15 protein-coding genes are annotated in these 11,844 nt (G+C 69.2%); 1 reads left to right on the forward strand and 14 read right to left on the reverse strand.

The features are described 5' to 3' along the window. The 14 genes from tilS to ruvC all read right to left on the reverse strand — a co-directional run. Positions 1–505, reverse strand: a 505-nt coding sequence (tilS, locus tag GU927_RS14155; protein ID WP_394357680.1) for a tRNA lysidine(34) synthetase TilS, incomplete at its 3' end; no start/stop codon positions are given. Positions 506–573: 68 nt separating this feature from the next. After that, a complete protein-coding gene (gene ybgF / locus GU927_RS14160) occupies positions 574–1,428 on the reverse strand; it encodes a tol-pal system protein YbgF (protein ID WP_161763098.1) in 855 nt (284 codons plus the stop codon). A gap of 4 nt (positions 1,429–1,432) precedes the next feature. Further along, positions 1,433–1,966, reverse strand: a complete 534-nt coding sequence (pal, locus tag GU927_RS14165; RefSeq protein WP_161763099.1) for a peptidoglycan-associated lipoprotein Pal — start codon at positions 1,964–1,966, stop codon at positions 1,433–1,435. A gap of 87 nt (positions 1,967–2,053) precedes the next feature. Further along, a complete protein-coding gene (gene tolB / locus GU927_RS14170; protein ID WP_161763100.1) occupies positions 2,054–3,391 on the reverse strand; it encodes a Tol-Pal system beta propeller repeat protein TolB in 1,338 nt (445 codons plus the stop codon). Between the two features lie 108 nt (positions 3,392–3,499). Beyond that, entirely contained in the window at positions 3,500–4,687 is a 1,188-nt protein-coding gene (locus GU927_RS14175) for a cell envelope biogenesis protein TolA (protein ID WP_161763101.1), read from the reverse strand. Positions 4,688–4,701: 14 nt separating this feature from the next. Next, complete coding sequence (gene tolR / locus GU927_RS14180) at positions 4,702–5,178, reverse strand: protein TolR (protein ID WP_161763102.1); 477 nt, start codon at positions 5,176–5,178, stop codon at positions 4,702–4,704. 3 nt (positions 5,179–5,181) lie between these two features. Beyond that, entirely contained in the window at positions 5,182–5,877 is a 696-nt protein-coding gene (tolQ, locus tag GU927_RS14185) for a protein TolQ (RefSeq protein WP_161763103.1), read from the reverse strand. Between the two features lie 184 nt (positions 5,878–6,061). Beyond that, positions 6,062–6,457 carry a tol-pal system-associated acyl-CoA thioesterase gene (ybgC, locus tag GU927_RS14190; protein ID WP_161763104.1) on the reverse strand — a complete coding sequence of 132 codons (396 nt, stop codon included), beginning with the start codon at positions 6,455–6,457 and terminating at the stop codon, positions 6,062–6,064. Between the two features lie 63 nt (positions 6,458–6,520). Then, entirely contained in the window at positions 6,521–7,366 is an 846-nt protein-coding gene (locus tag GU927_RS14195) for a YihY/virulence factor BrkB family protein (protein ID WP_161763105.1), read from the reverse strand. A 55-nt stretch (positions 7,367–7,421) separates the two neighbouring features. Beyond that, positions 7,422–8,048, reverse strand: coding sequence for a hypothetical protein (locus GU927_RS14200; protein ID WP_161763319.1), 627 nt, complete (start codon positions 8,046–8,048; stop codon positions 7,422–7,424). A 215-nt stretch (positions 8,049–8,263) separates the two neighbouring features. Beyond that, positions 8,264–9,079 (reverse strand): hypothetical protein, encoded by an 816-nt coding sequence (locus GU927_RS14205; RefSeq protein ID WP_161763106.1) that lies wholly within the window; start codon positions 9,077–9,079, stop codon positions 8,264–8,266. Continuing rightward, entirely contained in the window at positions 9,060–10,088 is a 1,029-nt protein-coding gene (ruvB, locus tag GU927_RS14210; RefSeq protein ID WP_161763107.1) for a Holliday junction branch migration DNA helicase RuvB, read from the reverse strand. The genes GU927_RS14205 and ruvB overlap by 20 nt, the downstream gene beginning before the upstream one ends. Before the next feature lie 10 nt (positions 10,089–10,098). Next, entirely contained in the window at positions 10,099–10,779 is a 681-nt protein-coding gene (gene ruvA, locus GU927_RS14215) for a Holliday junction branch migration protein RuvA (RefSeq protein WP_161763108.1), read from the reverse strand. Next, the gene (gene ruvC, locus GU927_RS14220) at positions 10,776–11,294 is read right to left on the reverse strand and encodes a crossover junction endodeoxyribonuclease RuvC (RefSeq protein WP_161763109.1); all 519 of its coding nucleotides are present in this window, start codon (positions 11,292–11,294) and stop codon (positions 10,776–10,778) included. The genes ruvA and ruvC overlap by 4 nt, the downstream gene beginning before the upstream one ends. Positions 11,295–11,604: 310 nt before the next feature. On the opposite strand from ruvC, the gene GU927_RS14225 reads away from it, so the two are divergent. Next, a complete protein-coding gene (locus GU927_RS14225; protein ID WP_161763110.1) occupies positions 11,605–11,808 on the forward strand; it encodes a DUF1127 domain-containing protein in 204 nt (67 codons plus the stop codon). Positions 11,809–11,844 lie beyond the last annotated feature (36 nt).

Here is an 11,844-nt window from a genome sequence, read left to right on the forward strand (position 1 = left end):
GGGCAAAGCGCGCATCGCCGTTCGACGGATCATCCACCCAGGCCACGCCCTGCGACAGAAGCCACCCCCGCAACTCTGCCCGCCCCGCCGCCAGCAGGGGCCGCACGAAGGCCACGCCCCCCACCTCGCGCCGCGCCGCCATCGCGGCCAGCCCGTCCACCCCCGCATCCCGCGCCAGCCGCATCACGAAGGTCTCGGCCACATCGTCCCGCGTATGGCCCAGCGCCACCGCCGCCAGCCCCCGCCGCCGCGCCCAGTCGGCAAGCACCGCCAGCCGCCCCCGCCGCGCCGCGTCCTGCAAATTCCCCCGCCCGTCCCAGCGCCACGCCAGAACCTCGTGCCGCACGCCCAGCGCCGCACAGGCCGCAGCCACCCCCGCCGCCTCTGCCGCCGCCTCGGGGCGCAACCCGTGATCCACCGTCGCGGCCTCCACCTTGCACCCTGCGCGCAGCGCCAGATGCAACAGCGCGACCGAATCCCCGCCCCCCGACACCGCCAGCCCCAAAGCATCAGGGCCCGAAGGGGCACGCGCCGCCTTCAGGCCCTGACGGAAGATGTCATCCAGATCCCGTGTCAGGAGCAGCCAAGCCCCTGCATCGCCGCCGCCGCATCGGTGGCCTCCACCGACCCCGGAAAACGCGTTCCCACCTCCTGCAAGGTCACGCAGGCCTCGGGCGTCTGGCCCAGCGCGCCCAGCGACGTGCCCAGCTTCAGCAGCGCCGCCCCCGCCTTCGGCCCCGACGGCTGGCCGGAAAACGCCTCCAGATAGCTGCGCGCCGCGCCTGCCGTATCGCCCAGTTGCCCCAGCGCCTCGCCGCGCAGGAAATGCGCCTCCTGCGTCAGGGGGCCACCCGCGTAGGATTGGGTAAAGGTCGCAAAGAGGTCTGCAGCGGTGCGAAAGTCACCCTGACCGAGCACCTCCTTGGCCCGGTCAAAGTCCGCCTGCTCGCTCAGCGCCAGTTCCGGCGCATCCGCGCCACCCGCGGCAAGGCCGCCCCCCGCCGCCGGATCGACCGGCGCGGGATCGACCGGCGCCACCGCGCCGCCCGCCGCCCCGCCGCCCAGCGGCGCGGTATCGCCAAGGGCCGCGATATCGCAGCCCTCCTCCAGCTCGCACAGCCGGAATTCAAGGTCGCCGATCCGGTTTGTCCCGTCGGCGACCACCTTGTTCAGCTTCAGCTCCACCTCTTCGGTCTTGGCCGTCAGTCGCGTCAGCGCGGCCTCGATGGCATCCATGCGCTGCAGCGCATCGCCACCTGCCGCCCCCGTCGCCGCCGCACCGGACGAGACGAGTTCAGACTTCAGCATGTTGAAGTCAGCCTGCAACTGCCCGATCTCGGCCCGGATGTCGGCCAGCGTCTGCGCGTCCTGCGCAAAGGCCGCGACCGGCAGAAAGGCCGTCAGCACCAGAAGGCGGAGCATCCGCATCGCCTCAGACCCCCGCGCCCATCGACAGCACGGTCACGGCGCGGCGGTTCTTGGCATAGCACGCCTCGTCCGAGCAGACCTCGATCGGGCGTTCCTTGCCATAGGACACGGTCCGCATCCGGTTCTGCGGCACACCCTGCGAGATCAGGAAGTCCTGCACCGCGCTGGCACGGCGCGCGCCAAGGGCAAGGTTGTATTCCCGCGTGCCCTGCTCGTCGGCATGGCCTTCGATGATGATGGCATAGGTCGGATTCGCGTTCAGCCACTGCGCCTGCCCCTGCAGCACCATGCGCGCCTCGGGCGACAGCGTCGACTGGTCCACCGCGAACAGCACGCGATCCCCCACCGCCTGGTTGAAATAGGCGATCGAGGTCGGGTCGTTCGGGTCACCCAGACCGGTCATCCCGATCCCGCCCGCGCCGAAGCCGCCCGCGCCATCGGCACCACCGGCACCGCCCGCGCCGAAACGGTCAGGGTTCTTGCAGGCCGCCAGACCGAGGGCGGCAACGATGAGAAGGGCCTTGGGAAGGATCGTCATGGATTGGGTTCCTTTGGGGTTCTTGGCTCGATTAACCACAAGATAGCATCTTCGCGCCGCCATGTGAATCCGGCGGCGCGACAGGGTTCACGGCAAAAGCGGCGACCACGCGGGGTCCGAGGCCGGCCCGTCCGTCGGGATCTGCCGCAGGTTCCGCCCCGAGATATCCACGCTGAACAGCGCCGCCTGACCGCCCGCCCCCGCGCTCTCGCGGGTGAACATGATCACGCGCCCGTTCGGTGCCCAGGTCGGGCCCTCGTCCAGGAAGGACGCGGTCAGAAGCCGCTCCTCGCTGCCATCGGTCCGCATCACGCCGATATGGAACCGCCCCGCATTCTGCTTGGTAAAGGCGATGTAATCCCCCTGCGGCGACCAGACCGGCGTACCATAGCGGCCCGGCCCGTTGGAAATCCGCTGCCCCTCGCCACCGCTGGCGGGCATGACATAGATCTGCTGCGTGCCCGACCGGTCGCTTTCAAAGACGATCTGGCTCCCGTCCGGCGAAAAGCTGGGCGCCGTCTCGATCGAGGGCGAATTGGTCAGCTGCCGCACCGACCCGCTCCCGATATCCAGCGCGTAGATATCCGTGTTCCCGCCCCGCTCCAGCGAAAAGACCACCGTCCGCCCGTCCGGCGCAAAGCGCGGCGAGAAAGTCATGTTGCCCTCCGTCTGCGCCAGCGCCTGCACACCCATCGAATTCAGGTCCATCAGATAGATGCGCGGGAAACCGGATTCATACCCCGTGAACAGGATCTGGTTGCCCGTGGGCGAAAACCGCGGCGCCAGCACGATGGACGCGCCATCGGTCAGGTAGCTCACATTCGCCCCGTCATAATCCATCACGGCCAGCCGCTTCACCCGCTGGTTCTTCGGCCCGCTCTCCGCGACATAGACCACGCGGCTGTCGAAATAGGGGCCTTCCCCCGTGATCCGGCTATAGACCGCATCCGCCACCTTGTGCGCCATGCGCCGCCACGTCCCGGGCGTGCCCGCGAATTGCAGCCCCTCGCCCATCTGCTGGCCGCTGAACACGTCGAACAGGCGGAACTTCACCACGATCTGGTCGCCCGACACGCCCACCGCCCCCACGATCAGCGCCTGCGCATTGATCGCCTGCCAGTCGGCAAAGGCCACCGGCGCATCGAAATTGGACACGGTCGAGATATGCGCCTCGCGCGGGATCTCGCGGAACAGACCCGTTCCGGCCAGATCGGCCGCCACCACCCGCGTGATATTCGCCGCATATTCCCCCGCCGCGCCGTTTTCCGGCACAAAGCCCGGAACGGCAAAGGGCAGCGGCTCGATCACCCCGTCCGTAATGGTGATCCTGAGCGGCCCCTGCTGGGCTGCCACCGGAGAGACGACCCCCGCCAGCAGCGCAACCGCGATGCCAAGCAGGGCCGATAGGGTTCTGTTCCGCGTCATTCGGACCTCATTCGCCTTGGGTCAACGTTACCAACATGCCGCGAACGGCGCTTGTTTCGGTGACACGAACGCGCGAGCGGCGCGCTTGTGCCCATTCTTTCCCTGCACTCATCGCATCCGCATCCCGTTCGGGTCGAACACGATCTCGATGTTCTTCCACTGTTCATACTTCTCCGGCGGCAGCGGGAACCCCCGCGCACCGCAGCGGATGATCGCGCGCCGCGCCGCCTCGAAGGCCTGCCGCGTCGCCGTATCCGACCCGCCCGCTGACTCGACCAGTTCGATCGACCCCGCATCCGGAATCCCGTCCTGCCCGACCGAGAAGCCGACCGTCACCGTCGTCCGCAGCGCCTCCATCGACAGCGCGCCCACGTTCCAGCAGGCATTGACCGCCACCCGCAGCGCATCCTTCTCGCCCGCCGTCATCGGCGGCCCCACCGGCAGCGACGGGTCCGACGCGCCCGTATCCGCCGTTTCTGCCGCAGGCTCCTCCGCAGGGGCCTCCTCGGCCAGCGCCTCGGCCAGCGCGGCAGCCACCGCATCCTCGGTTGCGGCGTCCTCGACCGGCTGCTCCTCGGGCGTCTCGGCGCTCGTCACCTCTTCCTCGGGCACCTCCTCGGGCGAGGGCGCCACCGGACGCGACCGCGGCCGCAGGGACGAGGTCATCTCCAGTTGCGGCGCATCCTCCTCGGCCTCGACCGCCTCGGTCACGATCTGCGTCGTGGCCTCCTCGGGGGCGGCGGCCTCCTGCTCCTCCTCGACGATGACCGATTCCTCGGTGGGCTGGTCGCTCACCTCCTCGACCACCTGATCGGCCACCTCGGGCGCATCCACACTTTCCACCGGCGTTGCCGCCACACGTTCCACGGGGCGCGGCTTGGGCTTGGTGTCCGACAGCGGCACGGGGATCGGCTGCTCCACATCGGCAATCGGCGCGACCGGATCGGGCGTCTCGATCGGCTGCGGCACCGCCTCCTGCGGCAGATCCTCCGGCAAAGGCTCTTCGGGCTGCGGCGGGGGTGCCTCCTCGGCGGCGGGAGGCGGTTCCTCCGGCTGCACCGGCTCTGGCGGCGTCACCTCAGGCGCTTGCGGCGCGGGTTCCTCGGGTTCCGCCACGGGCTCCGCAGGCGCGGGGGCCGACGCCATCATCGCGTCGAACTCCGCGCTCGACATCAGCGACACTTCCGCCACCTCGATCTCGGGCAGCGTATCGGCACGGAAAAGCCAATCCCCCAGGACAACCCAGAGGATCACGCCCGCATGCGCGACACCCGAAATGATCTGGCCCTTTTCCATACCCCGCCCGGCTTTCAGCCGCCGTTACCGTCAAGCGTCGGCCCGCCCGCATCCGTGACAAGCCCGATATTGTTGAACCCGCCCGCATTCAGCGCGCCCATGACCTCGGCCACGCGGGCATAGGGAATGGCCCCGTCCGCCCGCAGGAATATCTTGTCCGACGTCCGCTCCGCCGCGATCGCCGTCAGCCGCGTGATAAGCTCCTCGGGCGCCGTCTCGGTGTTCTGGATCATCAGTCGCCCGTCGGCGGTCATGGTGATCGCCAGCGGCTCCTCCTGCTCGGACGGCAGCGCATTCGCCGCCGTTTCGGGCAATTCGATCGGCACCCCCACGGTCAGCATCGGCGCCGCCACCATGAAGATGATCAGCAGCACCAGCATCACGTCGATGAACGGCGTGACGTTGATATCCGCCATCGGCGCGCCCCGCCGCCGTCTCCGGCCGCGACGCCCCCCGCCGCCCCCGCCGCCCTTTGCAACCCCCGCACCCATGGCTCAGGCGTCCAACTGGCGCGAAAGGATCGTGGAAAACTCGTCCGCAAAGCTCTCATACCCGTTCAGGATACGCTCGCTGTCACTGTTCAGCTTGTTATACGCCACCACCGCCGGAATCGCCGCGACAAGACCGATGGCCGTTGCCAGCAGTGCCTCGGCAATCCCCGGCGCCACGACGGCAAGGTTGGTGTTCTGGCTGATGGCGATCTGTTCGAAGCTGTGCTTGATCCCCCAGACCGTCCCGAACAGACCGATGAAGGGCGCCGTCGAACCGGTCGTGGCAAGGAAGCCCAGCCCCTTGTTCAGCGCCTCGTTCTCGCGCGCGATGGCCACGTCCATGGCGCGGTCGATGCGCGCCTGCGCCCCCGCGATCAGCTTGCCGTCCTGCCGGTGGCTGCGCCGCCATTCCGTCATGCCCGCCACGAAGATGCGCTCGCTCGCGCCCTGCGGACTCGGCCCGATCGCCTCGTAAAGCTCGTCCAGCGGCTCGCCCGACCAGAAGGCGCGGTCGAATTCCTCGGCCTCGGCCCGCGCGCGGCGGAAGGTCAGGATGCGCTGGATGATGATCGACCAAGACCAGAAACTCATCGCCAACAGGGTCAGAAGCACCAGCTTGTTGGTGAGGGTCGCCTTAAAGAACAAGGCGAGCACAGAGAAATCAATCTCCTGCGCCGCCGCGAGGGTTTCCGTTTCCATTACGCCTGCTCGTGTTACGGGGCCGTCCTTGGCGCGGCCCTTTAGCGGTGATTCTATCCGCTTTCAAAGGGGATTGCCAACACATCTGCGCGACGCCCGCGCATTTGGCATCATCCCGCCGCCGCAGCACGGGCATCCGCCCGTACGCCCCGCCGCGCCTTGACGCCCCGCTCCGGCCCGCCGCCTACCCTGCCAGCAGCTTCGCCCGCACCGCCGCAGGCAGCCGCACCGCGCCCCCCGCATCCGACAGGCAGACCAGCACCACCTTTGCCACGAAAAGCCGCTCCTCCCCCCGCAACACCGCCTGCTCCAGCTCGATCCGCGCCCCGCCCAACTCCAGCAGCCGTGTCGTCACCACCAGCGCGTCGTCAAAGACCGCAGGCCGCAGATAATCCGCCTCGACCCGCCGCACGGCAAAGACGATCCCCACCTCGCGCCTCAGCGCGCCCTGATCCACGCCCAGCGACCGCACCCATTCCGTGCGCCCCCGCTCGATGAATTTCAGGTAATTCGCGTAATAGACGATGCCCGCAAGGTCCGTATCCTCGTAATAGACCCTCACCGGAAACGCGTGCGCCATCATCCACCCTCCGCCTGCCCCCCACGGCATAGCGGACAATCCCGCGCGGCAAAAGCACCCCCGTCAGGCCGCGCACCCCTGCCGCTCCGCCCCCTCCATCACCGCATCCACCTCGGCCCCCAGCAGCATCACCACCACCGACAGCCACACCCACAAGAGCAGCGCGACTGGCGCCGCCAGCGCCCCGTAGCTCGCGTCGAAATCAGCCAACGACCCCGCATACCACGCAAACACCAGCGAGGCCGCCACCCAGCCCAGCGCCGCCAACCCGCTGCCCCAGGTGATCCAGCGCCAGTCCACCCCCCTCCGGCACGGCCCGAACCGGTAAAGCAGCGCCAGCCCCAGCCCCGTCACCGCCAGCAGCAGCGGCCAGCGCAACAGCCGCACCGCCACCTCGCCCGCCGTGCCCAGCGGGAACAGCGCCAGCACGGCGGGCACCACCGCCATCACCACCGCCATCACCGCAAACAGCACCACCGCCCCCGCCATCAGCGCCAGCGCGACAAGGTTGCGCTTCACAAAGCTCCGCTCCTCGCCCGTGTCGAAGACGATGTTCAGCCCCTGCATCACCGCCTTCACCCCGCCATTCGCCCCCCACAGCGCAACCCCCAGCGACAGCACGAAGCCCAGCCCCAACGTGCCCGCAGGCTGCGCCGCCAGCCCCTCCACCCGCGCTGCCACGATCTCCATCACCGAAGGCGGCACCGCCCCCTCCAGCAGCGCCAACTGCCCGCCGACCTCCGCCGGATCAAGGATCAGGCCATACAGCGCGACAAAGGCCGTCAGCGCCGGAAACAGCGCCAGAAGCAGGTAGAACCCCACCCCCGCCGCCACCAGCAGCAGATTGTCCTCGCTCACAGCATGCCAGACGCGCGCCGCGATCCCGCCGCCGAAGCTCCCGATGCCCATTGCCGCCTCCCATGTCCTGCATGGGGGCAACCACGGCCTGCCCGCGCCTGTTCCCTTACTGCACCGCCGCCATCCGCGCCGCCAGCCGCAGCGCATGGGACGCATCCCGCGCCACGGCGGGCAGCACGGGATCATAGGCCGCGCGGATCACCCCCGCGATCTCGGGGCGCAGCATCACCGCCCCCTCCCGCCCCGCAACAAGGGGCGAGGCATCGGTGAAGGCAAGATCGGACCACAGCACGATCACCTGCACCGCCTGCAACAGCGCCAGCGTCTCGGCCGGAACCTGCGCCATATGGTCATCCATCCGCACAAAGACAAAGGCCGCGCGGATCGCCCCGCCCTCGTCAAAGCGGAAGATGCGGTACTGGTTCGCCCCCGCCGCCGCCAGCCGGTCGCACAGCGGCGCCAGATCGGGGATCAGCCGGTCAAGGTTCGGCACCTCGGGCAATTCCGCCCAGTCACGGAAGAAAAAGACCATCAGGTTCGCGCCCAGTTCGGGGTCCGTCTCGGCCATCCTGTGACCGGCCAGCGCGACCACCGCCTCGACCGCGCCCTTCACCACCGGCAGCGTGGCCTCCTCGACGCCAAAGACCACCGGCACGATGGGCCGCCCCCAGCGCGCGCACAGATAGCTGCCATCGCCCCGCGTGAACAACGCCCGCACCTGATCCGCATCCATCGCCAGCCTCCGCCACCCGACCCTGCCCGCCAGATACACGCAGGCCGCCGCCCCCTCAACCTTCCGCGCCGCCGCAGGCGCGTCAGGCCGGACAGGACCTTGCATTTTCCGTCCGCAAATATCCTGCGGGGGTAGGCCGCGCCCGCGCGGCCGCAGGGGGCGCAAAGCCCCCTGTCCGCCGTCTGTCAGACGCGCCTCCGGCAGGTGTACCGCACCTACCGCCGCGCCATCACCTCGGCCACCGCGGGCGGAAATCCGGCCGAGGCATCGCCCCAGACCTGCGCCCCCGCGCCCTGCTCCCACAAGGCCACGACCACCCGCCCGTCGCCCGCATGCACCGCCACCGCCGCCGCCACCGCATCGCACATATGCGGCTGGCAGCCCTGACCGGCCAGCCACTCCCCCTGCCGCTCCAGCGCATTGCCCAGCGCGATGCCCGCCTGCACCCGCGCCAGCGCCTCGCCCCCCATCAGCGCGGTGAACACCCCCGCCCATTCCGGCGCCGTGACCAGCTCGTACGGGCTCCGCCCGACCCAAGGTTCGACCCCCGCCTCGGGGCCCAGCCCCGTCGCCTCCATCCCCAGCCGCTGCTCGACGACCCTGCCCTTGCCATCCCAGACAAAGGCGCTGCGCCCCTGTCCGGGCGCGCCGGGCATCGTGACCGTCACCGTCTCGGCATCCGTCGTGATCTCGTAGGCTTCCGAACAGGTGCCGAAGGTCTCGGTCAGCCGCACCTTGCCGGGTGTCGTGTCCAGCCATGCGAAAAAGGCCGGACAGCCCGACCCGCCCGTATACTGCCCCACCAGCACCAGATTGCCGACCTTCTCGCCGAAGGCGACCAGCATCATCCCCTCGATGGGAAAGCTCGTCCCCGCGATCCGCAGCACATGGTCCAGATCGCCCGCCTTCTCGATCACCGCAGGGCCGGAGGGCGTGTCGATCACCTCCTGCGCCCCAGCCGCCCCCGCTGCGATGAGCACCGCCAGAACCGCCCCGATCCCCCGCATCGCCTCACCCTTCGAACAGATCACCCTGCCCCGGCCCCTTCGGCGCCTCCAGCCCCAGATGCCGCCACGCCTTCGCGGCCAGCATCCGGCCACGCGGCGTGCGCTGGATCAACCCCTGCTGAAGGAGGTATGGCTCGATCACCTCCTCGATCGCATCCCGCGCCTCGGACAGGGCCGCCGCGATGGTTTCCACCCCCACCGGCCCGCCGCCGTAATTCTCGGCCAAGAGCGCCAGATACCGCCGGTCCGCGCCATCCAGCCCCAGATGGTCCACCCCCAGCCGCGTCAGCGCGCTATCCGCGATCTCCTTCGTCAGCCGCCCGTTGCCCTCGACCAGCGCGAAATCAACCACGCGGCGCAACAGCCGCCCCGCCACCCGCGGCGTCCCCCGCGCCCGCCGCGCGATCTCCAGCGTTCCCGCAGCCTCGGCCTGCACGCCCAGCAGCCGCGCACCGCGCCCCACGATCAGGTCAAGCTCGGCCTCGGTATAGAACTGCAACCGCGTCGGAATCCCGAACCGGTCGCGCAGCGGCGTCGTCAACAGACCCAGCCGCGTCGTCGCCCCCACCAGCGTGAAAGGCTGCAGATCGATCCGCACCGTCCGCGCCGCCGGCCCCTCGCCGATCACCAGATCCAGCGCGAAATCCTCCATCGCCGGATAGAGCACCTCCTCCACCACGGGGGACAGGCGGTGGATCTCGTCGATGAACAGCACATCGCGCGGTTCCAGATTGGTCAGGATCGCCGCCAGATCGCCGGGTTTGGCCAGCACGGGGCCGGATGTCATCCGGAACCCCACCCCCAATTCCCGCGCCATGATCTGCGCCAGCGTCGTCTTGCCCAAACCGGGCGGCCCGTGGAACAGCGTGTGGTCCATCGCCTCGCCCCGCATGCGGGCGCTTTCGATGAAGACGCGCAGGTTCGCCCGCGCCTCGGCCTGCCCCACGAATTCCTCCAGCGCCTGCGGACGCAGCGCGCGGTCGGTATCCTCGGCCAGCCGTTCGGGCCGCAGCGTGGGGTCCGGCGTCAGCATCCCCCGCCCCTCACTTCGGCGCCAGCATCTTCAGCGCCGCACGGATCAGCGCCGCCGCATCCGCCTCGGGCATCTCGGCCGACACGCCTGCCACCGCCTGCGCGGCATCCCCCGCGCCATAGCCAAGGTTTGCCAGCGCCGACAGCGCATCCGCCGCCGCGTTCGCCCGCGCCTGCGCCGCCCCGTCCACTTTCGCCGCCCGCTTCGGCGCCGCCGCCACCGGTTCGATCACCGCATCGGCGTCATCGGCGACGGCGGAAACCGACAGCCGCCCCCCCATCGCCATCAACCCCGGTGCCTTCGACTTCAACTCCAATATCACCCGCTGCGCCAGCTTGGGCCCCACGCCGGGGGCCGCCTGCACCGCCCGCGCATCGCCAAGGGAAATCGCCCGCGCCACCCCTTCCGCGCCCAGCGCGCCAAGGATCGCCATCGACGCCTTCGCCCCCACCCCCTGCACGGTCATCAACAGCTTGTGCCACTCCTTCTCCAGCATGGTCGGAAACCCGAACAGCTGCAGCAGATCCTCCCGCACCAGCAGGTCGGTATAAAGGCTCACCGCCTCGCCCACCCCGGGCAGCGCGGCCATCGTCCGCTCGCTCACATGCACGACATAGCCCACGCCCCGCACGTCGATCAGCACCTGATCGCCGCCGCGCCAGTCCAGCCGCCCCGAAATCTTGCCGATCATCCCGCAGCCCTTCTCAACGCCGCCTGCAGCCGCCCCGCGCTCTGGCTGTGATGCGCGTGACAGATCGCCACCGCCAGCGCATCCGCCGCATCCGGCCCCGCCACCTTCACCCCCGGCAGATGCAGCCTGACCATGTGGTCCACCTGCACCTTGGCGGCATGGCCCACGCCCACCACCGTCTTCTTCACCGCATTGGGCGCATATTCCCCCACCGCCAGCCCGAACTGCGCGGGAACCAGCAGCGCGATCCCCCGCGCCTGACCCAGCTTCAGCGTCGCCACCGCGTCCTTGTTCACGAACGTATGCTCCACCGCCGCCGTATCGGGCTGCCACTGGCGGACCACCTCGGTCAGTTGCGAATGCAGCGACAGCAGGCGCAGCGCCAGATCCCCCTCCTCCTCGCCGGGGGCGGAATGGCAGATGCCGTTGGCGACATGGCTCAGCCGCGCCCCGTCGACGTCGATCACCCCCCAACCGAGGTTCCTCAGACCGGGGTCTATCCCGAGAACGCGCATCCCTGCCCCTGCTTCTTGTCGTTGCGGGAAGGATTAGCACGAAACGGGAACATCCGGCAAACGCCATTTCCGCTTGCACCCGTTGTAAAGGATTTGTAATGCAGACGCAGAAAGCGACGCAGCGCCCCGCGATTGCGACGCGCACCGCAACTCTCCAGCAAAACAAGGGCCACCCGGCCCCCATTCGTCATGCAGCCATTGCAAGGGTGCTTTGCAGGCGCAGCGCTGGTTATGCACCTGCAGCACGATTATATGGCTCCTCGAAGCAAGTGATGCTTCCACCATGAGCAGTTTATAAAGGATTAACCCCATGGCCGCCTATGAAACGACCCGCCCGGCGCCGTTCGGCGCCATTTCGATCTTCCGCGCCGTCCAGTTCGTCTCGAACGCCCAGATCGCCTTCTCGGCCTGGAACGACGCCCGCGTCACCCGCAAGGCCCTTGCCAAGCTCTCGGATCGCGAGCTTGACGATATCGGCCTGTGCCGCGGTGACATCGAAATGATCGGCCGCTGATCCATCAGCGACCTGACCGGATGCAGGGCCGCGCAC

This window comes from Paragemmobacter amnigenus (genome assembly GCF_009908265.2).
Classification (GTDB): domain Bacteria; phylum Pseudomonadota; class Alphaproteobacteria; order Rhodobacterales; family Rhodobacteraceae; genus Paragemmobacter; species Paragemmobacter amnigenus.

Bases quoted from the DNA above. Each gene is read 5' to 3' on its own strand.
- ybgF (WP_161763098.1), bottom strand. From the start codon at position 1,428: ATGCGGATGCTCCGCCTTCTGGTGCTGACGGCCTTTCTGCCGGTCGCG.
- pal (WP_161763099.1), bottom strand. From the start codon at position 1,966: ATGACGATCCTTCCCAAGGCCCTTCTCATCGTTGCCGCCCTCGGTCTG.
- tolB (WP_161763100.1), bottom strand. From the start codon at position 3,391: ATGACGCGGAACAGAACCCTATCGGCCCTGCTTGGCATCGCGGTTGCG.
- GU927_RS14175 (WP_161763101.1), bottom strand. From the start codon at position 4,687: ATGGAAAAGGGCCAGATCATTTCGGGTGTCGCGCATGCGGGCGTGATC.
- tolR (WP_161763102.1), bottom strand. From the start codon at position 5,178: ATGGGTGCGGGGGTTGCAAAGGGCGGCGGGGGCGGCGGGGGGCGTCGC.
- tolQ (WP_161763103.1), bottom strand. From the start codon at position 5,877: ATGGAAACGGAAACCCTCGCGGCGGCGCAGGAGATTGATTTCTCTGTG.
- ybgC (WP_161763104.1), bottom strand. From the start codon at position 6,457: ATGGCGCACGCGTTTCCGGTGAGGGTCTATTACGAGGATACGGACCTT.
- GU927_RS14195 (WP_161763105.1), bottom strand. From the start codon at position 7,366: ATGGGCATCGGGAGCTTCGGCGGCGGGATCGCGGCGCGCGTCTGGCAT.
- GU927_RS14200 (WP_161763319.1), bottom strand. From the start codon at position 8,048: ATGGATGCGGATCAGGTGCGGGCGTTGTTCACGCGGGGCGATGGCAGC.
- ruvB (WP_161763107.1), bottom strand. From the start codon at position 10,088: ATGCTGACGCCGGACCCCACGCTGCGGCCCGAACGGCTGGCCGAGGAT.
- ruvA (WP_161763108.1), bottom strand. From the start codon at position 10,779: ATGATCGGCAAGATTTCGGGGCGGCTGGACTGGCGCGGCGGCGATCAG.
- ruvC (WP_161763109.1), bottom strand. From the start codon at position 11,294: ATGCGCGTTCTCGGGATAGACCCCGGTCTGAGGAACCTCGGTTGGGGG.
- GU927_RS14225 (WP_161763110.1), top strand. From the start codon at position 11,605: ATGGCCGCCTATGAAACGACCCGCCCGGCGCCGTTCGGCGCCATTTCG.